The organism is Roseixanthobacter finlandensis, from assembly GCF_043195105.2.
Lineage (GTDB): Bacteria > Pseudomonadota > Alphaproteobacteria > Rhizobiales > Xanthobacteraceae > NCEH01.
The window spans coordinates 2,863,570-2,887,354 of sequence record NZ_CM195536.1; the positions used below are offsets into that span (position 1 = coordinate 2,863,570).

28 protein-coding genes and 1 pseudogene are annotated in these 23,785 nt (G+C 57.9%); 9 read left to right on the top strand and 20 right to left on the bottom strand.

Annotation, left to right across the window (positions count from 1 at the left end; all coding sequences use genetic code 11):
• Positions 1-2: 2 nt before the first annotated feature.
• The 10 genes from V5G24_RS13605 to V5G24_RS13650 form a co-directional block, all read right to left on the bottom strand.
• A complete protein-coding gene (locus V5G24_RS13605; RefSeq protein WP_509292333.1) occupies positions 3-269 on the bottom strand; it encodes a hypothetical protein in 267 nt (88 codons plus the stop codon).
• The gene (locus tag V5G24_RS13610) at positions 226-2,343 is read right to left on the bottom strand and encodes a portal protein (protein ID WP_394085736.1); all 2,118 of its coding nucleotides are present in this window, start codon (positions 2,341-2,343) and stop codon (positions 226-228) included. The genes V5G24_RS13605 and V5G24_RS13610 overlap by 44 nt, the downstream gene beginning before the upstream one ends.
• Entirely contained in the window at positions 2,343-3,716 is a 1,374-nt protein-coding gene (locus V5G24_RS13615; protein ID WP_394085735.1) for a terminase large subunit domain-containing protein, read from the bottom strand. Before V5G24_RS13615 ends, V5G24_RS13610 begins: the two co-directional genes overlap by 1 nt.
• Positions 3,700-4,113, bottom strand: a complete 414-nt coding sequence (locus V5G24_RS13620) for a hypothetical protein (RefSeq protein WP_394085734.1) — start codon at positions 4,111-4,113, stop codon at positions 3,700-3,702. Before V5G24_RS13620 ends, V5G24_RS13615 begins: the two co-directional genes overlap by 17 nt.
• 262 nt (positions 4,114-4,375) lie before the next feature.
• Positions 4,376-4,783 carry a hypothetical protein gene (locus V5G24_RS13625; RefSeq protein ID WP_394085733.1) on the bottom strand — a complete coding sequence of 136 codons (408 nt, stop codon included), beginning with the start codon at positions 4,781-4,783 and terminating at the stop codon, positions 4,376-4,378.
• A gap of 88 nt (positions 4,784-4,871) precedes the next feature.
• Positions 4,872-5,423, bottom strand: coding sequence for a hypothetical protein (locus V5G24_RS13630; RefSeq protein ID WP_394085732.1), 552 nt, complete (start codon positions 5,421-5,423; stop codon positions 4,872-4,874).
• Between the two features lie 766 nt (positions 5,424-6,189).
• The gene (locus V5G24_RS13635; RefSeq protein ID WP_509292323.1) at positions 6,190-6,654 is read right to left on the bottom strand and encodes a transglutaminase domain-containing protein; all 465 of its coding nucleotides are present in this window, start codon (positions 6,652-6,654) and stop codon (positions 6,190-6,192) included.
• Positions 6,617-7,054: a hypothetical protein gene (locus V5G24_RS13640; protein WP_509292334.1), complete on the bottom strand. Its 438-nt coding sequence runs from the start codon at positions 7,052-7,054 to the stop codon at positions 6,617-6,619. Before V5G24_RS13640 ends, V5G24_RS13635 begins: the two co-directional genes overlap by 38 nt.
• Complete coding sequence (locus V5G24_RS13645) at positions 7,051-8,412, bottom strand: hypothetical protein (protein WP_509292237.1); 1,362 nt, start codon at positions 8,410-8,412, stop codon at positions 7,051-7,053. The genes V5G24_RS13640 and V5G24_RS13645 overlap by 4 nt, the downstream gene beginning before the upstream one ends.
• Positions 8,413-8,433: 21 nt before the next feature.
• Entirely contained in the window at positions 8,434-8,580 is a 147-nt protein-coding gene (locus V5G24_RS13650; RefSeq protein ID WP_394082044.1) for a hypothetical protein, read from the bottom strand.
• Between the two features lie 252 nt (positions 8,581-8,832).
• Between V5G24_RS13650 and V5G24_RS13655 the strand changes: the two genes are divergently transcribed.
• The 3 genes from V5G24_RS13655 to V5G24_RS13665 are packed head-to-tail and all read left to right on the top strand — an operon-like array spanning position 8,833 to position 10,241.
• Complete coding sequence (locus tag V5G24_RS13655) at positions 8,833-9,435, top strand: ERF family protein (RefSeq protein ID WP_394082042.1); 603 nt, start codon at positions 8,833-8,835, stop codon at positions 9,433-9,435.
• Between the two features lie 2 nt (positions 9,436-9,437).
• Positions 9,438-9,809, top strand: a complete 372-nt coding sequence (locus tag V5G24_RS13660) for a hypothetical protein (protein WP_394082040.1) — start codon at positions 9,438-9,440, stop codon at positions 9,807-9,809.
• A 60-nt stretch (positions 9,810-9,869) separates the two neighbouring features.
• Positions 9,870-10,241 (top strand): single-stranded DNA-binding protein, encoded by a 372-nt coding sequence (locus V5G24_RS13665; RefSeq protein ID WP_509292238.1) that lies wholly within the window; start codon positions 9,870-9,872, stop codon positions 10,239-10,241.
• A gap of 246 nt (positions 10,242-10,487) precedes the next feature.
• On the opposite strand, the gene V5G24_RS13670 is transcribed toward V5G24_RS13665, so the two are convergent.
• Positions 10,488-12,596, bottom strand: coding sequence for a DUF1036 domain-containing protein (locus V5G24_RS13670; RefSeq protein WP_394082036.1), 2,109 nt, complete (start codon positions 12,594-12,596; stop codon positions 10,488-10,490).
• A 174-nt stretch (positions 12,597-12,770) separates the two neighbouring features.
• Here V5G24_RS13670 and V5G24_RS13675 point away from each other — a divergent pair, with 174 nt between their 5' ends.
• On the top strand, positions 12,771-13,349 hold the full coding sequence (locus V5G24_RS13675) for a mobilome CxxCx(11)CxxC protein (protein ID WP_394082034.1): 579 nt from the start codon (positions 12,771-12,773) through the stop codon (positions 13,347-13,349).
• Between the two features lie 217 nt (positions 13,350-13,566).
• On the opposite strand, the gene V5G24_RS13680 is transcribed toward V5G24_RS13675, so the two are convergent.
• The 3 genes and pseudogenes from V5G24_RS13680 to V5G24_RS13690 form a co-directional block, all read right to left on the bottom strand.
• Entirely contained in the window at positions 13,567-13,887 is a 321-nt protein-coding gene (locus V5G24_RS13680) for a RusA family crossover junction endodeoxyribonuclease (RefSeq protein WP_509292239.1), read from the bottom strand.
• A gap of 75 nt (positions 13,888-13,962) precedes the next feature.
• Positions 13,963-14,691, bottom strand: a complete 729-nt coding sequence (locus V5G24_RS13685; protein WP_394082129.1) for a hypothetical protein — start codon at positions 14,689-14,691, stop codon at positions 13,963-13,965.
• Between the two features lie 283 nt (positions 14,692-14,974).
• Positions 14,975-15,031, bottom strand: a pseudogene (locus tag V5G24_RS13690) (hypothetical protein); the annotation flags it as partial.
• A gap of 303 nt (positions 15,032-15,334) precedes the next feature.
• Between V5G24_RS13690 and V5G24_RS13695 the strand changes: the two are divergent.
• Positions 15,335-15,604 (top strand): hypothetical protein, encoded by a 270-nt coding sequence (locus V5G24_RS13695; protein WP_394082032.1) that lies wholly within the window; start codon positions 15,335-15,337, stop codon positions 15,602-15,604.
• Between the two features lie 20 nt (positions 15,605-15,624).
• Positions 15,625-16,131: a hypothetical protein gene (locus V5G24_RS13700; RefSeq protein WP_394082030.1), complete on the top strand. Its 507-nt coding sequence runs from the start codon at positions 15,625-15,627 to the stop codon at positions 16,129-16,131.
• 10 nt (positions 16,132-16,141) lie between these two features.
• On the opposite strand, the gene V5G24_RS13705 is transcribed toward V5G24_RS13700, so the two are convergent.
• Positions 16,142-16,276, bottom strand: a complete 135-nt coding sequence (locus tag V5G24_RS13705) for a hypothetical protein (protein WP_394082028.1) — start codon at positions 16,274-16,276, stop codon at positions 16,142-16,144.
• Between the two features lie 280 nt (positions 16,277-16,556).
• Complete coding sequence (locus V5G24_RS13710; protein ID WP_394082026.1) at positions 16,557-16,895, bottom strand: H-NS histone family protein; 339 nt, start codon at positions 16,893-16,895, stop codon at positions 16,557-16,559.
• 203 nt (positions 16,896-17,098) lie between these two features.
• Between V5G24_RS13710 and V5G24_RS13715 the strand changes: the two genes are divergently transcribed.
• The 3 genes from V5G24_RS13715 to V5G24_RS13725 all read left to right on the top strand — a co-directional run bounded on the left by V5G24_RS13715 (position 17,099) and on the right by V5G24_RS13725 (position 17,935).
• A complete protein-coding gene (locus V5G24_RS13715; RefSeq protein WP_394082024.1) occupies positions 17,099-17,395 on the top strand; it encodes a hypothetical protein in 297 nt (98 codons plus the stop codon).
• Positions 17,396-17,406: 11 nt separating this feature from the next.
• Positions 17,407-17,532: a hypothetical protein gene (locus V5G24_RS13720; protein WP_394082022.1), complete on the top strand. Its 126-nt coding sequence runs from the start codon at positions 17,407-17,409 to the stop codon at positions 17,530-17,532.
• A 124-nt stretch (positions 17,533-17,656) separates the two neighbouring features.
• On the top strand, positions 17,657-17,935 hold the full coding sequence (locus V5G24_RS13725; RefSeq protein ID WP_394082020.1) for a hypothetical protein: 279 nt from the start codon (positions 17,657-17,659) through the stop codon (positions 17,933-17,935).
• A gap of 41 nt (positions 17,936-17,976) precedes the next feature.
• Here V5G24_RS13725 and V5G24_RS13730 read toward each other — a convergent pair whose 3' ends face one another.
• The 4 genes from V5G24_RS13730 to lon form a co-directional block, all read right to left on the bottom strand.
• Positions 17,977-18,786, bottom strand: a complete 810-nt coding sequence (locus V5G24_RS13730) for a hypothetical protein (protein ID WP_394082018.1) — start codon at positions 18,784-18,786, stop codon at positions 17,977-17,979.
• A 221-nt stretch (positions 18,787-19,007) separates the two neighbouring features.
• Positions 19,008-19,874, bottom strand: coding sequence for a restriction endonuclease (locus V5G24_RS13735; RefSeq protein ID WP_394082016.1), 867 nt, complete (start codon positions 19,872-19,874; stop codon positions 19,008-19,010).
• A 723-nt stretch (positions 19,875-20,597) separates the two neighbouring features.
• Entirely contained in the window at positions 20,598-20,876 is a 279-nt protein-coding gene (locus V5G24_RS13740; RefSeq protein ID WP_348845029.1) for an HU family DNA-binding protein, read from the bottom strand.
• Between the two features lie 211 nt (positions 20,877-21,087).
• Positions 21,088-23,505, bottom strand: coding sequence for an endopeptidase La (lon, locus tag V5G24_RS13745; RefSeq protein WP_394082014.1), 2,418 nt, complete (start codon positions 23,503-23,505; stop codon positions 21,088-21,090).
• Positions 23,506-23,785 lie beyond the last annotated feature (280 nt).

Sequence of the window (23,785 nt, forward strand, 5' to 3'; positions counted from 1 at the left end):
TGTTACTTTCGTTGCGTTGCGCCGCGTCGAGGGGCCGTTTTGGCTTCCTTATTCGCAGCCTCCATGCGCCCGCTGCTGACGATGTTCGCCAGGGCGGTCTTAACGGCTTCGAGCCCACGCAGTTCGCACCACGCGTGCTCTCGCTGTTCAACCGTTAAAGCTTGTTTCCAACCGGAGATAATGGTGCGCTCGACGCGCTCGCAGGCCTCCTTAAAGGCCGGTATATTAAGCAGCAGTTGCGCTTGGTTCGCTGCTTCTATCTTGTCCATTATCGTTCGCGGTCACCATTTGTTCAATTTCAGCCAGAGTCTTAAACCTCTGCATATTCAACTTTTCACGTTCGCGCACGTCTTGCAACCAGATTTCCAATACCCTTACTTTGGTATCCTCCCGGTGCTTTTGCAGATCAGCTTTAAGCTTAGCTTCCTCAATCGCGTTCTTGGAAACCAGCTCGGCCTCTGCCACGTCGATGGCGCTGGGTTGTGCGGGCTGGGGCTGAGGCGGATTGGCAACAGGGTCCGTGAGATACCGACCCTTGGTCACCAGACCTTGGGCGGTCAACAGATCCTGGAGGACGTTATAGGCGTTCTCCAACGACACCAGCGGCCCAGCCACGCCGCCCTGCATCTCCACCACCCCTTGCAGGATGCTGTAGGCGCTGTTGAGGGAAGCGATCTTCTCCAGGCGGTCGGCATACCCTAGGCCAACCTTGATCACGGTATTCCGCTTGGTGCGCCAGTCGGTGGGATTCACCGGCACATATTTGCCCATGAACTCGAACATCCGCTCGCGCTTCTCGTTCTTCATCACCAACTCGCGGACATGCTCCATCAGCGAGCGCACGCCGGTCTCGGCGAAGGTACGCAGCATCATCTTCACCCGCATCAGGCTCTGGCTCATGATCATGGCGCCCATCATGTTGGTGCTGTCGGCCAGCGCCTGGGAATCCAGGCCTGCGGCCTGCTTGGACAAGCCTGTGCGAGATTCGAGCATCCCTTGCAGGTACTCCATGATGGGCAGCGTCATAGTCGCGGTGTTAGGCGGCGCGGTCCATCCGATGGCATCGGCGATATTTCCGCGAACGCGGATGGGATGCCCCGGCACCGTCTGCATGAGATCGTTGTATGTATCCTCTGCGGCATTGGTCTCGTTGATCATCGGCCGGACGCGGTTACTCGCCACCACAGCGTTCAGGGACTGGCGCCACAGCACAGTGTGGATATCCTGAAGATCGTTCACCAGCTCGGCCGCGGAGCCACCGTGGTGCTGGTGCGGGGCAATGATGGGTGTCCAGGCGTGGTACGGAATGCGGGACACCAGCTCTTGGGAGAGCACCACGCTGCTCCCCTCCCCGCCGGTGCACACCTTCCAGAGCTTGATGATGCCGCTGTTATCCAGGTCGCTGCGGATATAATGCTCGCGGACTTCCACAATAGCGTCGTCACCACGGGCCGGACTGCTCAGGTCATTCGATGTGCCCTGATTGCTGGCGCGCTCCCGTGCCTCCGGATCATCGAGCGGTGACAGGGTCGCCAGGCTGTCCACCTTGTCGGCGGGATAGCCCATGGCCTTCAGCTCACCGCGCGTCTTGTCCACGATACGCTCGGCCACATACCGGGCATCGGACAGGTCCACCTTGGTGTATCCCTCCTCCACCACGATGTTCTCCGGCGCCACCGCCTGGATGCGCACTTGCTCATTCCGTTCTTCGCGCACCAGATCCAGGTTCACGCGGATGCCCTGCATAAGCTCGGGCGGGATGGTGGCTAGCGCCTCAATGCTCGGAATCTCCTCCCCGGTTGGCAGGAACCCTCTGACGGCCATTTGCAGGACGTTCCCGGCGTCGGCGACAACCTTGTCCGCCTCGTCCAGAGAAAGGCCCTGATAGCTCTCCGGGACGACCTGGGCCTCACTGTTCCACCAAGCCTTGGCGTACCCGTTCTTCTGAAGCAGGCCATCCTTGGCCCAGGCGACAAACAGCTCGAAACCCTTGTTCTGTGTGAAAATGACATGCTGGGTGTACGCGGTCTCTAGCTTGGCCTGCTCGACATCCTCCTCACTGGTGGGCTCAAACACCCCTGCCCCCTCGCTGGTCATGAAGGGCTCCAGCATCTGGGGGAGCAGGGTTTCCACCACGTCGCGCACTTCTGCCGTGGCAATCTTGCTTTCCCCGTCATTGCTGGGGATATGGTCCATTTCCTGCCGGTAATATTCCAGCATGTCCTTGCGGGCTTCACGGACCTTATTGGTCGAGTTGTAGGCAGATAGGAACCGGCTATTCAGGTATGCGGCAACGCCACCATCCGTTTGAATTGGCTTTTTTGCAGCAGCCTTACGCGCCATTAAACTATCCCTACTTTCGGCATAGTGAATGCTACCCCGGAATTATTGCGGCGTACAGAGGCGACCTTTAATCCGGTCATCACTCCATACCTCGTCGCATCCATCAGGTGGTCATTCTCCTTATTGATCAGACCTTTCTCGTTTCGAGCATAAAGGTGTAATTCCTGCTGCCAGGCGCCACAGGTGTTGAACACCTTGAACCGGCCGGTGTGCATACGGGTGAGCACGTCATCGATCCCAGCTTCCACGGAGTTGTCCGCAGGGGTCAGGTTCAAACCAGAGCTACGTGCCCGGTTCAGGAAGGTCTCACCATCCTGCTGGTTGCGCTGGCCGCCGGCGGGATCGCAGACGCCGGGCATCCAGTTGGCGCCCATCCCCTGGAGATGCAGGGCATGACCCTCCAGGGTGCGTTCCCCCTGCTTATATTCGGCTGTCACGTAGACGGTGTCGGTGTCCCGATCATGGGCGAGGAACGCCGCCGCCGTGTTGTGCCAGCCGAAATCCAAGCCGAAGCAGCGTGGCCAGTAGGCGGGGATCTCGCGCGGATCGACCAACAGCTTGGCGATGTCCACCGGGAACACCAGGCCGCTCCCCACGGACGGCACCCCATTGGTGCGCGCCTCACGCTCATGGGGCCGGTAGCTGGCGATGATCGTTTCACGCAGTTCAGGCGAGATATGCTTGGCGTCGGCAATCCCCATGCAGACCAGGGCGCGGTCCTTGGTGGGGTTCTTCCAGAAGTCGAACACCAGCCGCGTCATGCCCATGAGCGGGGTGAAGGTCAGGAAGACGATGCCGCCGGTGGCGTTGGTCCGGCTCAGGGCCTCGGAATGGATCTCATCCGGCGGCTCCTCGTCCTCCCACACCACGTCCACGCTGGCCGCCTGCCATTTCTGGCGGCCCTGGGCGTAGTTCTTGAAGTTCAGCACACTCTCGCCGCCCGAGACGTGGCGGACGCGCATGAAGTCCACGGCATCGCGGATACCATGGCTGGCTTTGGCGATGTTTGTGATTAGGGATGTGGGAATTGTGCCACTGCCGGGCTCACCCATGGTGCCGAGCAGCTTCGTCTGAGGACCGTCGCGGGTGCTTTCTGCGGTAACCCCGCCGCACCAGGCCAGCACCGGGCGATTAAAGCGCTTTCCCTCCCACCAGTCAGGATAGATGCCAGTCAGATGGAAGGTGGTCTCAGCCGCGCCAGCGAGCGTCTTGCCGAGCTGGTTCCCGGCGGACAGGCAGCGTTCCCGCTTGGTGGCGCCGAGCCGGTGAAACTCCAACTGCTTGTCATATGGCTGGTAGATCTCGCCACGAAGTTTAAGCTCTTCACGAGCCAATAGGGCTATTTCACGGCGCTGTCTACTTGTCAGCTCCACCCGATGCGAGCGCTCTTAGTTCATCCACGGTCAGGCTGGAAATGGCATGCTCAAGCCGCACCGGGTTTTCTTTATTTCCAGAGTGCTCAACGTCTTGGCGGTTCTTCCAATGCAGAAAACGATTGTGCATGTTGAAAATGTACGTCGTGGCGTTGAATGTCTTCCCCATGAAGATGCCTTGTTGGCCGGCTTTGGCCCACCAAGCCTCGGCAATCAATCGCCCCTCTTTTACGGCTTGCGAAAATTCAGGCTCCCGCGCCTGCAAATCATCCCATAGCTCATTGCTCATGGCCCGCGCCGGAGGAATGGCCAGCGCAACCTTTACCTCGGCATCGCTGCCGCCATCCGTGTAAATGGAGTGCATAAGCTCGCGCCAGCCGGGGATCAAATCGGCCAAGGTCACTATCGGACGCCCTACAGGATTACTCATATCAATTTAGCTTCAATTCCCCCGTTTCATAATGCTCACGACCATCCATTGCGTTATGAACCACGACCCCATCTAACTCCATGGGTTTGCACCAACATTTCTCGGTCAACTCATGCTCCCGATAATCACCTAATGGGTAGACGTGGCATTTATCCATGCCATAACCATGTCAAACAAAACGACTACTGACAATATAAAAGCCCCCGAAGGGGCTTTAGCCGGGCAGGCATTATTCCTTCGACTGGATAACCGTGACAGACACGTTATTGCCAGCTGACAGCGCCGTGGTAGCACTTACCCCAATGGCTTCCATCGTCTGCGGCGCCGAGAAGGTACGCGACACTTCAGATGTGCCAACAGCGATAGCTTCGGAGCCCAGCACTGTGCTGTCGGACAACATGCGGCTGAGAGTGACGCTCACAGGGGTGCTTGCCTTCAGAGAGATCGTAACGTCCTTCTTGGGATCGACCTGAATGGCTCCAAGCGCGGCCGGGGTCGTGCCGGAGGTGACACGAGCGCGAGACACCGTGAAGTCATGGCCGCGCTCATATTGGCTCCATGTGGTCGTAACCGCATGCGCGGCACTGGAGGCAAATACCAGAGCCGTCACGCCCAGCAATTTGAGATTGATTTTCATTATATTTACTTTCATTGCAATGAACTTAAAAACAATGAAAGCGTGCACTCAATAACTGATATCGTCAACGACCTTATTGTGTATACGGTTATTTCTTTTGCAAGCGGGCAAGCTCACGCTCGGAAACCTTATCTCCAGCTGCCGCGGCCTTAGCATACCACTTCTCTGCCTCCTGCTTGCTTTGAGGGGCGCCAATGCCGTATTCATACGCCGAGGCGATATAAAATCCGACATTCTTTAGATCCGTCGCGGAGGATGTTTGGCTTTCAAGTTGGGAAATGCTTTTTTCAGGAATTATTTGACCATCCTTAATTTCTGGGACACCGATAGCCATAGAAGTAATATAAAACGTCGACTGGAATCCGGCCACAATCAGTCTTTTATCATTAGGAAACTCAGCAGCGACGGCACGGCAATTGGCAACTATTTCAGTTATAAGCTCAAATTTAAAGGCGTTAAGTGCGTTAAATAGCGCATTCGACAAGCCCTGACTTCCGTCCACTGCCATATGAATACATTTTAGTGCTGCCGGATCATTGCCCGCAGAGCCCGCATTTTTAGCCTTCTCTTCATTCTGCCCGCAGCCAACCAATAAGATGGCAGATAGAACAAGGCCACTGACTGAAAACATGCCACGCATAATTGCTCCCTCCCCTACGGCGGTAATGTCTTGCCTGTCACCGGATCGGGTTGCAAGCTGCATCTTGACTGGTTGCAAACTTGCCCCAGCGCGAGCTTGAGCTATGCTCGCGATACCTCCAAGGCGGCAGGCAAACTCATGCGCACGCTCACTTTTTCAGCCATTGCACTTTTTTCGTGTGTTAACATCAGCTTAGCTCAAGGTGTCCGTTGCGATACGAGTTCTGTGTCGGCGGATGGTTCCCTGAATTTCGCGCCATCGGGAACGGCTTGCCGAAGCAGCGGAAAGACCGAGACCAGGCGCGCCACTTCCACCCAGAGCGAGAGCGCACCTCGGAAGCCTCAGCCGACGCGGCGGGCGGCCACCGGCGCCGGAACTCCTGTGCCGGGGCAGCCTGGCTTGAGGTACACTTCCACTCAACCCGACCCAAAGCTTGTGAGGCAGTATCAGGGAAACACTGGGGCATATGAATTAGGCCAGGGCGTCGGCATGATGTTGTTCGGGGTGCCGGATGGCCCTCCCCCTACATCCTCACGTACACGCCCACCACAGAACGCACAGATACCTCCAAGCATGATGAGCGTGCCAATCGCTCCCCGCCCTGTGCCCTGGTCTGGTTTGCTAGGACATTAGCACTCGCTCAAGCGACAGATTTTGCCGGTTCCTGTTTTCTTACGAAGAAGCCGCCAGAACTCTTATGATGCGTGGAAAAGCCTGGAGCTGGATTTTTCTGCTAAATCGCTGTTTAAGTGAATATGTACAGGGCCTATCGCCAGGGGGCGTTAACCTCAACTGGAATGGGTTCGTCCAGAGCGCCAAGTCCTGCCTTGGTGGCGGAAATAGGATAGTTCTTCCAGTCCATGGCCCATGCTCCATCGATAACGCACACGGCGTGCCCAATCCCATCCCATCGTGGGAACGCCACCAAACTCAACCGAGATGCATCAAACCCCGCCTTCCTTAGCATTGCGCACTTGAGAACCGCATAATCCAAGCAGTTCCCCGGTTCTCCTGGTTTAATAACCCTCCATGGGCGATACCACTTTGCAATACGTGGTGTGTAGTTCCGGCTGGCGCTGACCTCGGCGTTGATTGATACGGCTGTATCGTAACCCTTAAATGGCTCGGCTAACGCAACGCTGCTTAATAAGGCGAGAGCGCTAAAACTCCACAGCAAGCTGTGGTATACCATATCATTTGACCTTACCTTTAAGCCCCTCCTGGGGCTCATTGATTCCGGCTTGCCTGGAAGATCGTATGAGTTCGGCAGCCCTATCCTGGTCGGGGATATCCAGAAAGAATACGTAATACCTTTTCCCGTTGTCCCGCTTAACGTCATGCCTCATCTCAATTCCATGAGAACGCAGCAGGCGCCGGACCTCAGAAATCCGATTAGTGGGTTTCACTGCCAGAATGCTACGGAAAATGCTGGCCGAAGACACCCGCCGACCGGCCGCAAGTTCCCGTAGGACATAGCCGCATTGGGTGTTCGCCGCAGAAGGGCGCAGCACCCTTTCGGTAGGTGCTGATCCTCCTGCGAAATCAATGCGGCACGCCGGATCGAGTCCAGGCTTAAAGGCATCCTGGAGTGCCTGCTGGAGCAGGGCGAAGAGCGGCCAGGGCTTGCTCATCGGATCACCCTCCCCTTGACCTTCGCGCTTTTCGGCAGCTGGGTGATGGCGGTGCCTCGCAGGTCGAGCCAGCCGCCCACGGTCAGGCCGTCCGGCAGCTGGGTGATGGCGGTGCCTTGCAGGTAGAGCCAGCCGCCCACGGTCAGGCCGTCCGGCAGCTGGGTGATGGCGGTGCCTTGCAGGTCGAGACCGCCGCCCACGGTCAGGCCGTCCGGCAGCTGGGTGATGGCGGTGCCTCGCAGGTCGAGCCAGCCGCCCACGGTCAGGCCGTCCGGCAGCTGGGTGATGGCGGTGCCTTGCAGGTAGAGCCAGCCGCCCACGGTCAGGCCGTCCGGCAGCTGGGTGATGGCGGTGCCTTGCAGGTCGAGACCGCCGCCCACGGTCAGGCCGTCCGGCAGCTGGGTGATGGCGGTGCCTTGCAGGTCGAGACCGCCGCCCACGGTCAGGCCGTCCGGCAGCTGGGTGATGGCGGTGCCTTGCAGGTCGAGACCGCCGCCCACGGTCAGGCCGTCCGGCAGCTGGGTGATGGCGGTGCCTCGCAGGTCGAGACCGCCGCCCACCGTTAGGCCTTGACCGATCATCAGCACCGCAAGGTGGGTATGGTTAGCTCTGATGGCCTTTTCCAACGCGCCCGCATCCGCCTTCGCCGCGATAAGAGCGGCAACCTTTTTCTTGTCGTAGGGCTTCGTTTTCAGTGATCCGTGCACATACAGGTACGTCTTTCCGCCGATTTCCGTGACCGGAACGGAGACGTAAACGGTCTGCGCCAGGTGCAGATATTCCTTCTCAACCGGCACGTAGCCGAGATTGCGTAATTCGCTCTCCCGAACGGTCAGACCCAATTTTTCCAGGAACGCCACCACATAGTGCACATAGCGGGGGTGGATATGGCCGTTGCCCTTACCCTTGATCTGATTGATGCCGCCGTCATGCTCGATGGTGCAGTGGGGATGATTTTCGGCATCGCGCAGGGAATAGATCTTCACCCCGCGACCGAAATACGAGGCCACGCAATGGCGCATAAGGTTGCCCTCGCGCTCGTAGGCCTTCTTTCCGACCAAGCGCACGAAGCGGAAGCCATCGCCGAAGTCGATGAACTCCTCGGTGTCGACTTCATCCTCGCGGATGGCTGCGCCACGCTTCTGGAGGACAGCTGACCAGCGCTCTGCAGCGGCATGTGCCTGCTTGTAGCTCATTTTCTTGAGCCGCTTCGGCGCTGCATCGCTGTTGAGGTAGTCGATGATATGTTCAATCTCGCCCATATTCTCATCGTGCTTCTTGAGATAGTTGGCGAGGTTACTGCGCACCCACTGGGATACTTCGGGGGTGCTGGCTTGTTGAAGGTATTGCGGATTCACAATCCTCACTTTCTCTTGGTGTTAGATAAATTGCGCAAACACGGCGATCTCAACGACGCCAATGGCGAGGAATAAAGCCCCTGCCCACAGCTCAGGTGCAGCCCAATAGATATCGGCCAATCGGTCCTGAAGCGTTGGAATGTAGCGAGGCGGGTTATAGGTGGTCATGATATATCTCCTTATTGGTTTTGGTTAGTCCAATAAAGACATGTCTGGAATATGGCGTCAAATACTTTTTTACACATTTATTATGTTATTTATTATTGCACTTATTAGTTAGGTGAATTAAAGTCAACCCACAACCAATAATGAGATACTATATGGAAACACCACACCACGATGATATTGACTGGATAAACGCTATGCTGGACGGCTACGACTCCGCCCCAGTCGGCTACAACAAATAGGAGGCAGCATTGAGTGAAGAATATCGCCGCCGCACTCTTAAAGGTGCAACACGACCTTGATCCGGTTAAAAAGGGTAAAAAAGGGCACAACAACAAGTACGCCGACCTCCCCGCCGTTCTGGACGAGGCAATTTCGACCTGCAACACCCATGGGATTGTCGTCCTACAGCCGATCCAACCCGCCAGCCGCGAGAACCACGCGCGGGTAGAAACGATCCTCTTACACGCCGACAGCGGAGAAATGGTCACGGGCGCGGCCGAGGTGCCTTGGCGCTCCGAAAGCAAGATGAATGACGCGCAGAGCTACGGCAGCGCAGTCACCTATGCCCGCCGCTACAGCCTTGTGAGCGCACTTGGCATCTCCACCGAAGATGACGATGGACAATCAGCTCACGCCCGACCTGCGAAGACCCAGCCGACGACACCGGCACCACGCGGGGAACTCTCCCTTGAGGAGAAGACGGCGAAGGCCATTCACCAAGCCAGGACGCTGGTGGAAATGAAGCCTGCCGACCCGGCGCTTATGAAGGCTTACCGCGAGGAGAACGCCAAGGTTATCGAGCGTTGCCGCGCTTATCCGGAGGCTGCTCAGATTCTTGAAGACGGGGAGGTGTAGCCATGGACTTCACCAGCTTCACGAATGACCAGCTCATCACCGAGGCCATGGACACCAAGGCCCATGCTGACGAGCTATACGCCCACCTGGACGACGTAAAGCGCGAGCTTCTGCGGCGGCACCAGGAGACCGGCGAAGTCAGCCTGGAGAACGAGACTGCCGTATCAAGCCTGACACGCGAGGCATTGAGCGAGGCATGGCTCAAACGCCAGTATGGCTTTGAGAAGAAGGATTTGCCGCCGGAGTGCATCACCGAAAAGGTGAGTCCCGTTATCGACTGGGATAAGGTGAAAACCTGGCTTGCAGATCAAGGCATGACACTCGACGCCACCTGGAGCGTGCGCCTAAAACATAAACCTATGAAAGCTAAGTAAGTGAGTACGTTAAACAAAGTGATCTTAATCGGAAACGTGGGCAAAGACCCCGAAATCCGAATGACCCAAGGTGGTACTAAAATCGCCAATCTCAGCATTGCCACCAGTGAGCGCCGCAAAGACAAGGCGTCGGGCGACACTACCACAACCACCGAATGGCACCGCCTGATCGCCTTCTCAGGCACGGCGGACGTGATCGATGCCTTCGTGCAGAAAGGCTCGAAGATCTACATCGAGGGGCGCATCCAAAGCCGGAAATGGACCGATAAGGATGGAGCTGAACGCATCGCCTACGAGATCCTGGTGGACAAATTGGTCATGCTGGATGGGAAAAAGGATGGACATGACGACAGTGGCCATGTGCAGAAGGCATCCGCCAAGCCTGTTCAGGTGACCGCTGAAATGCCCTTCGACGATGAGATACCGTTCTAGGGCAGCCCCATGAGCGTCACATCACGGTTCACCACGGATAATCTGCCCGTCGTTAAAAAGGGTCGCCCCATGAAATACCCGTGGGACACCCTCAAAGTCCGCGAGGGATTCACGACCGACCGGCCCTACCAGTCCATGCGCAATCATGCCTGTCACGCTGGAAAGCGATATGGCGTTAAGTTCTCCTGCGAGCCCTATAATGGCGGCACGCGCGTGGTTCGGGTTAAATAGGCGATTCCCGCCCGCTCAAGGAACGAGATTAAGGTTATAGGTGCCTTCGACGTAAACCTCGTTGGCACCTAACCTCATCTCGCCGCTCACGCACTTTTCGCCCTTAAACACCTTCTTCTCAAAGGGCTTTGCGGTAACGCAATAATAGGCGTCCTTGCCGCCCCAATTCTTGGTTTCAGTCTGCGCGTAATAATGCACCAATCCGTTCGGCACAACGAAGTCGCCGCAGGATGATCCTTTGATTGTGCCCCAGCCCTGAACAATCCATTCCGTAGAATTTGCTTCCTTCGGGTGGGCGGTGAACAGGGACATCGTTTTACTGGTCTTGTTGCAAACGTGAAGGGTGCCATACCCACTGTTCGTGACCGCAACTGGTTGCGGCGCTGGTGTGTGAGGTGGAGCGGCGGGTGGTGCTGCCGCTGGCGCGCCTCCCCGCCCATACAACAGCTCCTTCATTTCGTCCTCGGAGAGATTTTTCGGCCGTGCCGGGTCGGCTGGAGGCGTGGCACACAGAGCCTCAAACTCCCTAAATTGTTTCATAACCCCATCCAATGGCACAGGATTGGACTTGCCCTTGGCCACCACCATCAACCGCGATCCAACCGCAAGCACTGCCTTCAGTTGGGCCATCGATCCGCCCTTGGCTACGATATCGCTGCTGTCAGTCATTTCGTTGAATTCCCCCATGCCGTTCAGCGATAGGGACTTGGACCCCGACCGAAGCGTGAGCTGAACAGCTACGCCGTCTTTCACGCCGGGAATGTTGAAAAACGAGCGCGCTTCTATCGGCTTTAGGCCGCGGGAACATGCAAAACCGATCACGATGTCGTCGCTGTTCGGCGCCGCATACATGAGGGATGCCCCATCCTTCTGTTCGGAGAAGAGCCATTGCCTATCGTGTGTGGTCGTCTCGGTCCGCCTGGGGGCAACGTAGGGGTTTTTCAGCTCAACCAGCTGCCGCGGAGGGTTGTCCCCGTCGTTGGGAATTTGGCTGATCCAGGGACCAGACGATGACTGGCAGGTCAGAGCGCCGCGGCCGCCGAAGGTGATGATATCTGTCTGCACACCCGAATTCGGCCCTGATACCAAGCCTTGGGATGCGTATAGATCCTGGCCCAAAACATTCTTCAGCTGTTCCGGAGATTCCCCAAACTGGACCAGAACGCGCCAATGCCCGGTGGATCTAAGTCGCTCATAGACAATCGCATCGACTTTCAGCCCACGCCAAAACGTGTTCTCCATCACGGAAACGACGAACCTATCCCCGCCGGGTTGGGCCATGATTACCCGTGATGTATTTTGCGCGATGCGCGTATCCCGCGGCGCATTTGGCTTGTATCCCGGCTTGTCCGCCTCCTCCAGCAGATCAAAGTTATGATCCCGGAGCCCGCCCGTCAGCGAGCAACCGGCAAGGAGTGGATCTAGGAGGGGTGCCGCGTCAAAGGGCGAGAAAGTCTGCCTCTGCGACGTCCGCTTATCCAGGAGATCCTCAATTCTCTTTGAGTCGAAATTTCCGGCCTGCTGCGGCTGTGGGGACGGATTAGCGGGAGCTTCGGTGACAGGGATTCCCGCCACAACCGTCAGCCCAGAATCCACCCGGCAAATGATTGCGGGCCTCCCCTGAAAATCGCGGATGCTGGTTGATCCACCCTTCCCTGCCCTAGCCAGAATTTGCTGCGAGGCTGATACCAAAGAGAAGAAGGTATCCTTCACCGCGTCGGCGGGCACATCGAATTGGACCATGATGACACGCGGCTCTGCCCCCTGCGCCTCATATTCCAAGACGTTGAGCTTGAGCCCCTTCCACGTCGCGTTCGTGAGGGTGCTGTTGAAGGTCCACTTCTCTCCCTCTTTCGCGGCTTTGATATCGCCGATCTTATCGGCAAATGGGGCCGTGTATCTGTAGGTGATGCCGCCGCCGCTGGGTGCCACGGCCGTCGAGGCCTTCAGCTCATCATGGAATTTAACGAAGGCCTGCGGCAGTTGGCACCCCGACAGAAGCGGATTGAGAAGCCCATCCATCACCCATGGCGTGGAAGTATTCTGGCTGCCCGGCGCCTGGGCGAAGCCCGCGCTCGACATGGCCACTAGAAACGCCAACGCCACAGACGCGCGCCGCATCATTTTGCTGATCCCCGCCAACCTTCGCCCCGCCTGAATCTTGGCAGTTGGCACAACCTTGGGTCAAGCTGGATCGCGCCCTAAATTGCCGCTTCTCGCACAACTGCTGAGGGAGTAACCTACCTTCTCCCTTCGGGAAGCGCGGTTGATTGAGGTTCGTGGAAGGCTAGTGGGCTAATGAGTCCTGAAGAAATTCGTGCCAAGTCCGCGGACAATGCGCTGCATGCCGAGGGCACCCGCCATATCTTCGATGAACGAACAAGAAAACTCTCCATATTGGTCCGCTCACGCGATTTTATCGGAATCGCCATACCATTAGTTATCGGTTATGTTTTAAGTGCTGATTTCTTCGATTTCTTAAAGAACTATCAGCGGCTAGCGATTACGGTCTTGGCGCTTTTAGCCCTTGCTCAACTTTTGCTTACTCTTTGGTCGCTCATTTCCAAGTGGGACGAAGAGCTCCAATATTGCAACCGTGCTTCTCGGGACAGCTACGCGCTTCGCACCGCCTGGAATAAGCTGGCCGAGAACGACGCCGAGAATCTGGAGCTTGAATACAAGCTGTTGTCGAAGCGTCAGGATGATGCCGATTCGCACGATATTCAGAAGGGGATAAAGCCAGCCGAATATGCTGCGGGCATGCGTACCGGACTCATTCTCTTTAAGCGCAAATGCTACACGTGCGATAAAGTCCCGACGACGAGGACAGCGCCCTGGCGCCCTAAAAGCCCCTGCATGACGTGTGGCGGAAACTAATAATACCATTAGGAGAGAACAATGAGCGAGAGGACTCGGCGCTTTGCAGATGATTTCGAGAGGCTCAATGCGGAAGAGAAGCTGGAACTTCTAGCTGAGCTAAATCAACGCGTTGAGACCGCAGGGCTGCGTGAGCAGCGGGAAAAGAGTCGCCCATTAAACATGGGGCCACTAGGTGGTCGCTGTCCGCGGTGCGGAAGATAACACCCTCCGCTTGCTAACCTTGCACAACTCGCACTTGCACTGAATCAAGCTCGGCGTAGCCTTTGGCCACGCTGAGCCGAACCACCTGCCGATCATCGCGCCAGCACCCCGCCTGCGTCATGGCATCGAGGACGCTCTTTGCAAGGTTATCCACGTCGCCGACCGGCCACGCCAAACCTTCCAGGGCATCCTGTCGTTCTTTTTTGGTGTAGCTCTTAGGCACCGACACGTCGCAATGGATAAAAACGCTCACAGCGCCCGCGTATTGGGTCTTGGACTGATACGGGATGCAGCGGATGAAGTCCGCCTTCCAGCGCGTGTAGCTGCTCGGCATGAATGTGGTGCCGCCACGCCCGAGGCGGGGCCTTGGTGACGGCATGGGCTTCAATGGAACCGTGAACTCGACCACCTATCGCGCAGACGGTTCATCCGTGTTCAGGAAGCTCAGCAGAAGCTTCTTCCGCGTCAGCACCTTGCTCCCTACCGCCAGGCGTACATCGGCCAGGAAGGCTGCCAAGCTGGGGAGACGCTCCCCTCCCCGGATGGCCCACTTGCACGCCTTGCGGATGGCGTAGAGCGGGTATTCACCCAACTCCTCGCCCCATACCTCGACTTGAGTGGCCAGCTTGGCGGAGTCGCCAGCGAACAGGTTGAAGCCGGCGAACATCTTGGACAGCTCAAGCGCCAGCTCGGCAGGCCGGTTCTTGGCGGGCGAAGTGATCTCAGAAAGGGATTTCACCGTCAGCGAGATGCACTCCACCAGCTCCGGCGTTCTCTCCGGCTTCGGCACCCGAGGAAACGGCTCCATCCCGTCGATTGCCTTGCGCTCCTGTGCGTCGATCCACGAAGCCATTGAAGGCGGCAGCAAAGTTGCTACCAGTTGCTCCGCCAGCCTGGCCGCCTGGTCTGCGGTTTGCGGCTTCCCTATCGCACCAATTCTCCCAAGTGCCTCGCCAATCTCGCTTGAGCGGCTTCGGACAGTCAGGGCTGTGCCAGTAGCGGCTGAAGGCCCGCCAGACGGCGTTGAGCTGGTCTGCTCCCCACCCATGTTCACGCCGGGGATATTCTGCCCATTCGGCTGGTGGGAGACCGCCAGTGTTTTCGATAAACTGGCTAAGGCTTGTTCGAGGGTTGGCATGTTTGGGGGCTTTCTTTTTGGTTTCCTCCTGCGGCGAAAGGGATACAGGGATAGTATTACTTGGTTTGTTAGAAAGATGGTTTGTTATATGGGGTGAACCAGGATCACCACCCCCTGGTGAACCAGGATCACCACCTGGTGCAGCAGGTTCACTACCCGGCATGGTCGGCCGATACATGTTCGAGGTCGATGAGCCATTGTCGCGTTCACGGGCTTCCACCATCAGGAAACCAACCTCGACAGCCTTATGAACATGCTCAATGACGCATCTGCGGCTCAAGCCGCTTTCCTCGGCGATCTGTGCATATGAGGGAAAGCAGCCAGTGCCGTCTGAGGCCATGTGGCTCCAGATCGTGTAGCAGACCAGCTTAGTGGTAGGCTCTAGCTTGGATGAGCGTATGGCGTGCTGCCATGAGAAGAATGCATTCAAATACCTGACTTTCTTTTGGTTATTGCCGCCTGACAGCCGAAATACGGCGGGGCGGCATCCGTCAGGTAGATGTCACCCGCCCCGCAAGATCCTGGGTGACCTCGCCTCGCTTCGTCAAGGATTATTTTCCTACTAACATTCTTCGTCTAGGGGGATTCGCAATGGCGCTGCCCCTGCTACGCTCTGAGAGCAACCAAAGCCGAGGGCACGCAGATGAAGGCTACGTTCAGCTTTAGGGGCTCGCTGGTGGATGCCACGAACGCCCACGTCATTGATCGGATGGGGCATCTTCACCCTGAGTTGGGCGAGCGTGATGAAGCGCTTTTCCTGGTGGCCTGCGAGCGCGATCAGCGCATCACCGCCAAGCAGTTCCTGACGCTTGCAAAGCTGGCCAGCCAATGCAGTGAATATGAGCTGTGCGGAGAGCTGGTCGCCCACGGCGGTGCGATAAAGGCGGTTCAGATTGCCATGGCTGGGCACTGATACGGCCGCTGGGGGGAACTATGAATATCCGACGCGGCCTGTTTCGTATCTGGGTTCTGGTTTCCGTCCTATGGGCAATCACGATCATTGCCTTCATGTACAGTCCGGTAAGTCGGGAGTTCGCGCGCGGCGCAGAAGCCCGCGAATGGGCAAAGGCCGGAATAAATCTACTTCCCGTTCCATGCAGCCAAACCAGAGGGAAGCTCGGCACCGACTATTCAGCCAGACGGGGCAACGCGGGGCCATGGGACAATTACAGCAACATCCAGCCCGGCGATTTCTGCTGGTATGAAGAGCCCAAATTCCGCGCTCTTTATCCTGAGTACAAGGATTTGAACACGCGAGATTTATCCGAAAAATTGTATTCTAAAGCTGTTATCACTCTTACACCACAGCCTAAACCTTGGGAGGAACTGCTTCAGGCAGCAGCAATTGCGGTTCTTCCACCGCTGACGCTCTTCATGCTCGGCGCGGCCATTCTGTGGGCTTTGGCTGGATTCAGGGCAACAAACACCGTGAGCAAATAGCTGATGCATACTAGACGATCCGCCAGATCACGACGACGGCGAGCACCAAGGTCACCAAAGCCGCAATGGCGACAAAGCCCTCAGCTTCTCCGCTGAGGAGCCCAAAAAGTTTGAAGGAGAGCCGGTTTCTGGATTCGTCTGACACGGGACACACCTCACCATTAATCGAATCGGTGAAGCTGTCTCAATCCCTACGGGTATGGGTGCAAACCCTGGACCATGCGTCAAGGGGGCGCCCGCACTTTCACCCGGATAACCGCATTATCCCCACGACCATATACCCTTTGTGAGTTGTGGGGATAACTCGATAAAAGGGTTGGGGCACAACCGTTTGCAGCCCCAACTATCTGACATTTCGCTAATTTTCAGCGTCTATGCCCATCCCCCATTTCCACAGGGGCGCCGCCTCGATAGCTGAACTGCTATCAAACTTTATAGCGTTCGAGACCAACCTTGTCCTGAACTCCAAGATCTTTGGCCCATCGGGGAAGAGCCCCTCGCCCGCTCCATTCTTCGCCATTCGGACCACGGTACTTCACGGCAGGTTTGGCGCGCGTGCCATCGGCAGCAGCAGGCGCAGCCCGAGGACGGCGCGGCGCAGTGGGAATGCCGCCCAGGGCCTCTAGCTCTGCCATCAGCTCTTGGCGTCGTGCGTCTTTCTTCTCCTCCAGGGCAGCGCTTGCCGCCTCCACGAGGGCTTGCAGCTCATCGAGCGACATTTCTGAAAAATCAGGCACGGTGGTCTCTTTGGTTTTGGATGCCATGTGAGGCCTCGTAAACTTGGCCGCGAATGGCGGCGGGAAAGTGCAGGTTATCCCCCAGCAGCCTTATACCCTATGGGGTTATAGTCAAGGCGGCGCTCCGCAGTTACGGCGACCGAGGGTTGTTATTCCACTTATTACACACTTATTGTTGACATTATTATTTTACAGCGCAATAATGTATTTAACAAATAAGGAGAAACCCAATGAACCCACACTTGCCTGAAGGAGCCGCAAACCATCCCTGCGCGCCATACAACCTGAAAGACGCCGACGTTTGGTATGAGCTTTCCGATGGCAAGGGCGCATATCTCGCTACGCTGCGCGATAAAGCAGCGGCCATTGAGGAAGCGCACGTTAGCCTTTTCCGCCGCCGCAACCTGTCCGGCCGCCAGGAATGCGTGGTGAAGCAATTCACAGACTACGGCGCCGGTGACTCTCACGAGGAATGCGTCGCGCACCTAGAATGGGATGCCGATACTAACAGTGTCCAGAACGCATAGAGGGGAAAAGCATGAGCTATTTGATTTATCTGGTTTTCCTGATGCTTACCCTGAGCGCCTTCTTCATCCTCGGCCAGCGCGACCGCTGTGAAGACTTCGGCGGCCAATGGGTACGCCTTAGCTGCCAAGAGCAATAAGCGATGCAAACCGACTTCTTCCACCTGCTTGAGGTCGAGAAGAAGCCGGATTTGCGCTTTGATGATTTAGACCCCGTGGCTTATCTGCGGGAACAGATACGAAAACAAAGAGAAAGCGAGGAATGTGATCAAGGAGCGCATCAACCTACCGGGTGGGTATTATTTCACGCGGGGGCATAGCTGCTATGAGTTATATAGCGCCGATGGCACGTACGTCACTGATGATTTTTCGCTTACCGAGGCAGAAGACTTCGCTGCCGCGATGAACTCCATGCTGTCGTCCGCTGAGGTGGCCTTGGAAAATGAACAGCTGCGCAAGGACAACAGCCGGTTATGTGCCGCTGTGGATAAACTGGTAGCTAAGCTGAATGAGGTTTACAGCAAAGCTTCTTCAAGACCGTGATTGGCAAGCGAGACTCCGCACGGGCATAATCGTATACACGATTAATACCCGCAGAGCTGCTTGCGTACCGGGAGTGTGGAATAGGTGCGCGTCCGGCAGATCTCCACACAGACCTTCTGAAAACGCTCGACGCTGAAAGCGGGATTATTCGCGATGGCGTGAAGGTTCCTGACGACGTTCATCGAGAAGATGTCCATAGGCTCCGAAAATCGGCAATCCTCCTGCGTTTTGCATTCTGCCGCATAATCCAGCACCGAGGCACAATCATCCCTGCCCAGTTGGAGCTTTCCTACGGGTGCCGCCTTGGTAACCCTTAGAACGCCGCCGGAATAGGTTGCGACCTTCAACCTGCCGTCCTCGTACCCCAGGTCAAATTGGAGGCTGTCGTAGGAGGGTTGAACTTTGAAGGTGTAGTCCGTTGGGGAGAACCCCGTAACGGTCCTGTTCTTCAAGCCCGCTGGGGAGGCGGATATCAGGTAGTAGTTATCTACGCCCCCGCTTCCGCCGCTCCTGGTGGTGATAATCAGGACATCCTCATCCGGTAGGCGATATTGGCCTTGAATGGTTCCGCCATGACCATTCAGTGTGATCTTCTGCGTACCCAAAGCGACATCTATCGAGTCGTCATCGGAATTGAATCTGGATATCACCAGAACGGTGCCGAAGCGGGTTCCGACCCGTTCCACCTGTTGGTTCGGCGTCTCTGGAGCCGCCGCCGATGGATGGGCCGGTAAAGGTTGCGCCGGAGACGGTTTCGGAGACGAGGTCCACTGCTGGGCCGTAGCTACTCCCGAGGGCATTATCCCCACCAGAAGCGCAATCAACAACGCGGCTGCACGAAGGCGCGGCATGGTCCACCTCGGAACAGAAGCCAATGTGAAGGTGAAGCTCCCGCGCAAACATGCCGGAGAGTTTGCCCTTCGGGAAGTGGCTTACTACCGCGCCGGGCTTCGCCCCTAACAATCCCACCCACAACCGCCCGTAGGGCGCGGGGTGGCCCTGTCAGTCACATCGCGCTCTATCCTGCACCGCCAGATTCTGCACTGGCAGTGGCTCTACGTATTTTCAAATTTCATTCGGGAAAAAGGTCTCGAACTCGCACAAAGGGGTTTCCGGATTCGCCCGCCTTACGGATTTTTTCAGTCAGAACACTGGGAAATGGGATTTCTCGCCGGAGCGCGTCGTGAAGGTCCAATCCCTCAATACATACCACACGCTTGGCGCGACCGAAGGCATGTAGGCCGTCTTCCGTGAAACCGTTGTAACTGATGAATATTCCCCGCGCCCAAGGCGCCTTCTGCTCTAGTTTGCCGTGGAAGGCGTGGAGATCGCCAGCCCCCGTAGGACTGGCATGCCATTTCGCCTCAAGCAGATAGACTTCATTAGCGAGAACGAAACTGCCATCGATCTGCTCTCCCCTATTTCTGAACGGATCGCGGGCGTCGAGTTTGTAAAGGTCGAACAGCGCTTTCAGGAATCGCTCAAACGCATACCCTCTTGTGTGAGGCTCGACACCGTAGAGCCCAATCAGCTCCGCATTTAGTTTGCTTATCTTTTCGGTATCGAAGGCGGGAACCGGCGTGAAGGGAGAAGGCGCTTCCACTCCGCCCTCTAGCTTATTAATAAGCGTGAGCAAGCGACCATGGGCGTTCTTCACCAAGTCGGGACCGGACGTGTTCATGCGAACCGCCTCCCGATAGTCCCACAGAGCCTTCAGCGTGCGCGCGGCGGTGATGCCGTCTACGCTCCTGAGAAAAAATCTCAGCCTTTTTCCCTTTGAGCTGCCGTCCTCGGCATATCGTGGGTCATCGATGTCGATATTCAACTCTTCCGCGAAAAATCGAGAGAACGATGCATTGCTGAATTGGAGCACGTAGCCACCCTGCATTCCAAACAGCTCATCCAGAAATTGCATATCTATCGTGCGGATGTTCGCCATGGCGTTGAACCGTTCCCACCGTTGTTTTGAGAACGATAGAGAGCAGCCACGCTAGTGCAAAGCTCCGTGCGTCCCTGTTGCGCACGTTGGCGCGTAACTGGCGCGAACTGGGGGCCTTGGTGCCCTCCAGTGCCCCGGAGGCTATATGAGCGCCTCCGGCAACCCCTTGCGGCTCCTAGGCCCGTCTGAGCCCATCCCAGTGTAAACGAGATGCTCTACCAACTGAGCTAACCGCCCGACCTGACGGGGTAGTCCCGTTCGCCGCCTCGCCATGCATCAAGAGGGCGGCGCGCGCGATGCACAGGCGCGAGAAAAGCTTTAAGCGCCGTCCGCTCGACACGCAAGCTGCGCGAACCGGCATCTCCAAAAGGCAAAGCCCGGCGCGAAAAAACCCAAAAATGCGTTTGAAGAGGCATGGGCGCCGGTTCCAGCGCTTCCGCGCCGTTGGCCGGCCAAAACCACAACTCCCCTGGGAAGGTCCTGGCAGGCGCATACGCTGCGCACGGGCGCGGCGGTCCTTCCCGGTAGCGGCTACCCGACCTCTCCAGTGCAACGGCGTGGGGAAAACCCCAGCAGGGTCAGGCGAAGCCCCAAACGGCCGCAGGGGCGAGCGTAGGGCGCGGCGGGAGAGAGACTATGCACGGGCCGCCCGAATCCGTCCCCGCGACCCCGGGGGGCGCTTCTTGGTCTTTGCGACGAAGCAGCACCCCCACGGGTGGAGGATCAGCCGTTCACGGCTTCCTTCAGGCCCTTGCCGGGCGTGAACTTCGGAGCCTTGGAGGCCTTGATCTTCACCGGCTTGCCGGTGCGGGGATTGCGGCCTTCGCGCGCCGCGCGGCTCACCACCGAGAAGGAGCCGAAGCCGATGAGCTTCACTTCTTCACCCTTCTGCAGGGCCTGGGCGATGATGTCGAACGTCGCGTCCACCGCGGCCGCCGCAGCCGCCTTCGTCAGCTTGGCCTCGTCGGCCACCGCGGCGATCAGTTCGTTCTTGGTGGTCATGTGACCGTTCCTTCCGTTGTTATCTTCGAATCGAGGGACATCAAAGCCCGCAGCGATGGGCGGGAAGCTTTACGGAAAATGCGGCTTTTGCAAGCGCGATCCGCCACAAACCCGCATCAATGCACGATTTCCCGCATTCCGTGACGCAAAACAAAAGAGGCGGCACCCTTTCGGGGCCGCCTCTCTTTACATGCTAAGCCTTTGAAATCGCTCAGTGAGCAACCACACCAGCGGCATCTTCCTCCGGCACAGCGGCGGTGATGGGCCGTTCGGTCCATTCGATGGGCTCAGGCGTGCGGATCAGCGCATGCTTGAGCACTTCGTCCATCCGCGAGACCGGAATGATCTCCATGGCGTTCTTCACATTGGCCGGAATGTCGGCCAAATCCTTCGCGTTTTCCTCGGGGATGAGGACGGTCTTGATGCCGCCGCGCAGCGCCGCGAGCAGCTTCTCCTTCAGCCCGCCGATGGGCAGGACCCGGCCGCGCAGGGTGATTTCACCCGTCATGGCCACGTCGCGCCGCACGGCGATCCCCGTGAGCACCGAGACGATGGTGGTCGCCATGGCGACGCCGGCGGACGGACCGTCCTTGGGAGTGGCGCCCTCCGGCACGTGGACATGGATGTCCCGACGCTCGAACAAAGGCGGCTCGATGCCGAAATCGACCGCGCGCGAGCGGACGTAGGACGCCGCCGCCGAGATGGACTCCTTCATCACGTCCCGCAGGTTTCCCGTCACCGTCATCTTGCCCTTGCCGGGCATCATGACGCCTTCGATGGTCAGCAATTCGCCGCCCACCTCGGTCCAGGCAAGGCCAGTCACCAGGCCCACCTGATCCTCGCCCTCGATCTCGCCATAGCGGAAGCGCGGCGCGCCGAGGAAGTCCTCGAGGTTCTTGGCGGTGACCTTGACGGTCTTGCGCTTGGACATCACCAGCTCCTTCACGGCCTTGCGGGCCAGTGTGGAGAGCTCGCGCTCCAAATTACGCACGCCCGCCTCGCGGGTGTAGCGGCGGATCAGCAGCATCAGGGCGCCATCGTCGATGGCGAATTCCTTCGGCTGCAGGCCGTGCTTCGTGATCGCGTTCGGGATCAGATGCTTACGCGAGATTTCCGCCTTCTCATCCTCGGTGTATCCGGCGATGCGGATCACCTCCATCCGGTCCAGCAAAGCCGGCGGGATGTTGAGGGTGTTGGCGGTGGTCACGAACATCACGCTCGACAGGTCGTAATCGACCTCCAGATAATGGTCGTTGAACGTGGAGTTCTGCTCCGGATCCAGCACTTCCAGCAGGGCCGAGGACGGATCGCCGCGGAAGTCCGCGCCCATCTTGTCGATTTCATCGAGCAGGAAGAGCGGGTTGGACTTCTTCGCCTTGCGCATGGACTGCACGATCTTGCCGGGCATGGAGCCGATATAGGTCCGCCGGTGACCGCGAATCTCCGCCTCGTCGCGCACGCCGCCGAGGGAGACGCGCACGAACTCGCGGCCCGTCGCCTTGGCGATGGACTTGCCCAGCGAGGTCTTGCCGACGCCCGGAGGGCCGACGAGGCACAGGATGGGACCCGAGAGCTTGTTCGCGCGGCTCTGCACGGCGAGATACTCGACGATCCGCTCCTTGACCTTGTCGAGGCCGTAATGATCGGCATCGAGGATCGACTGGGCGAACGGCAGGTCCTTCTTGACCTTGCTCTTGATCCCCCACGGGATCGACAGCAACCAGTCCAGATAATTGCGCACCACGGTGGCTTCCGCCGACATGGGCGACATCTGGCGCAGCTTCTTCAGCTCGTGGGTCGCCTTTTCACGGGCTTCCTTGGAGAGCTTGGTCTTCTTGATGCGGTCTTCCAGCTCCTGAAGGTCGTCGCGGCCGTCCTCGTCGCCGAGTTCCTTCTGGATCGCTTTCATCTGCTCGTTGAGATAATACTCGCGCTGGGTCTTCTCCATCTGGCGCTTCACCCGCGTGCGGATGCGCTTTTCCACCTGGAGCACGGAGATTTCACTCTCCATCAGCCCGAGCACCTTCTCCAGGCGCTCGGCGACCTTGATGGTCTCCAGCACGCCCTGCTTCTCGGGGATCTTCACCGCGAGATGGGAGGCGATGGTGTCGGCGAGCTTGGAATGGTCGTCGATCTGACCGACGACGCCGACCACCTCGGGCGACACCTTCTTGTTGAGCTTCACATAATTTTCGAACTCATTGACCACCGAGCGGGCCATGGCCTCGCCCTCGACGCGGTCGCCGACCTCGTCGTCGAGCGTGATCGCCTCGGCCTCATAGAGGTCGGTGCGCTCGGTGTACTTGACCACCTGCGCGCGGGTGATGCCTTCCACCAGCACCTTCACGGTGCCGTCGGGCAGCTTCAGCAATTGCAGCACGGTGGCGAGCGTGCCGACGGTGTAGATCGCGTCGGTCGCCGGATCGTCGTCGGAGGCATTCTCCTGGGTCGCCAGGAGAATATAGGTGTCGCCGCGCATCACCTCTTCCAGCGCGCGAATGGACTTTTCGCGGCCGACGAAGAGGGGAACGATCATATGGGGGAAAACAACAATATCCCGAAGCGGAAGCACCGGGAACGTCTGAGAGACGCCGGCAACGAGCGCGGGGCGCGGCTTTTGGCTCGTCATGACCCAATCCTTTCTTTTGACGCCGGCACAGACGGACGCCTGTCCGCCTGCGCAGCGCAGCCGGGACGGGAGCGGGATTTCAATGCTGGAGCGGGCAATGCAGAAGGGGCAAAGCCGCGAGAGGCACGAGTACCGAGCCCGGGGACCGGATTCTTCGAAATTGAAATGGAGAGCCGACCCACAGGTTTCAAGATCGTCGGATCAAGTCTCCGGCGGTTCGGCTCGAAAGTGCCGGATCCCGTTCCGCCGGAAAGAAAAGCCGCGCCGTGGGCAAGCTTCG

Bases quoted from the DNA above. Each gene is read 5' to 3' on its own strand.
- V5G24_RS13665 (WP_509292238.1), top strand. From the start codon at position 9,870: ATGACCCAAGGTGGTACTAAAATCGCCAATCTCAGCATTGCCACCAGT.
- V5G24_RS13700 (WP_394082030.1), top strand. From the start codon at position 15,625: ATGAATATCCGACGCGGCCTGTTTCGTATCTGGGTTCTGGTTTCCGTC.
- V5G24_RS13650 (WP_394082044.1), bottom strand. From the start codon at position 8,580: ATGACCACCTATAACCCGCCTCGCTACATTCCAACGCTTCAGGACCGA.
- V5G24_RS13610 (WP_394085736.1), bottom strand. From the start codon at position 2,343: ATGGCGCGTAAGGCTGCTGCAAAAAAGCCAATTCAAACGGATGGTGGC.
- V5G24_RS13670 (WP_394082036.1), bottom strand. From the start codon at position 12,596: ATGATGCGGCGCGCGTCTGTGGCGTTGGCGTTTCTAGTGGCCATGTCG.
- V5G24_RS13740 (WP_348845029.1), bottom strand. From the start codon at position 20,876: ATGACCACCAAGAACGAACTGATCGCCGCGGTGGCCGACGAGGCCAAG.
- lon (WP_394082014.1), bottom strand. From the start codon at position 23,505: ATGACGAGCCAAAAGCCGCGCCCCGCGCTCGTTGCCGGCGTCTCTCAG.
- V5G24_RS13675 (WP_394082034.1), top strand. From the start codon at position 12,771: ATGAGTCCTGAAGAAATTCGTGCCAAGTCCGCGGACAATGCGCTGCAT.
- V5G24_RS13680 (WP_509292239.1), bottom strand. From the start codon at position 13,887: ATGCCGAGCAGCTACACGCGCTGGAAGGCGGACTTCATCCGCTGCATC.
- V5G24_RS13695 (WP_394082032.1), top strand. From the start codon at position 15,335: ATGAAGGCTACGTTCAGCTTTAGGGGCTCGCTGGTGGATGCCACGAAC.
- V5G24_RS13640 (WP_509292334.1), bottom strand. From the start codon at position 7,054: ATGAGCAAGCCCTGGCCGCTCTTCGCCCTGCTCCAGCAGGCACTCCAG.
- V5G24_RS13605 (WP_509292333.1), bottom strand. From the start codon at position 269: ATGGACAAGATAGAAGCAGCGAACCAAGCGCAACTGCTGCTTAATATA.
- V5G24_RS13735 (WP_394082016.1), bottom strand. From the start codon at position 19,874: ATGGCGAACATCCGCACGATAGATATGCAATTTCTGGATGAGCTGTTT.
- V5G24_RS13710 (WP_394082026.1), bottom strand. From the start codon at position 16,895: ATGGCATCCAAAACCAAAGAGACCACCGTGCCTGATTTTTCAGAAATG.
- V5G24_RS13625 (WP_394085733.1), bottom strand. From the start codon at position 4,783: ATGAAAATCAATCTCAAATTGCTGGGCGTGACGGCTCTGGTATTTGCC.
- V5G24_RS13635 (WP_509292323.1), bottom strand. From the start codon at position 6,654: ATGAGCCCCAGGAGGGGCTTAAAGGTAAGGTCAAATGATATGGTATAC.
- V5G24_RS13685 (WP_394082129.1), bottom strand. From the start codon at position 14,691: ATGCCAACCCTCGAACAAGCCTTAGCCAGTTTATCGAAAACACTGGCG.
- V5G24_RS13660 (WP_394082040.1), top strand. From the start codon at position 9,438: ATGGACTTCACCAGCTTCACGAATGACCAGCTCATCACCGAGGCCATG.
- V5G24_RS13720 (WP_394082022.1), top strand. From the start codon at position 17,407: ATGAGCTATTTGATTTATCTGGTTTTCCTGATGCTTACCCTGAGCGCC.
- V5G24_RS13630 (WP_394085732.1), bottom strand. From the start codon at position 5,423: ATGCGTGGCATGTTTTCAGTCAGTGGCCTTGTTCTATCTGCCATCTTA.
- V5G24_RS13730 (WP_394082018.1), bottom strand. From the start codon at position 18,786: ATGCCGCGCCTTCGTGCAGCCGCGTTGTTGATTGCGCTTCTGGTGGGG.
- V5G24_RS13715 (WP_394082024.1), top strand. From the start codon at position 17,099: ATGAACCCACACTTGCCTGAAGGAGCCGCAAACCATCCCTGCGCGCCA.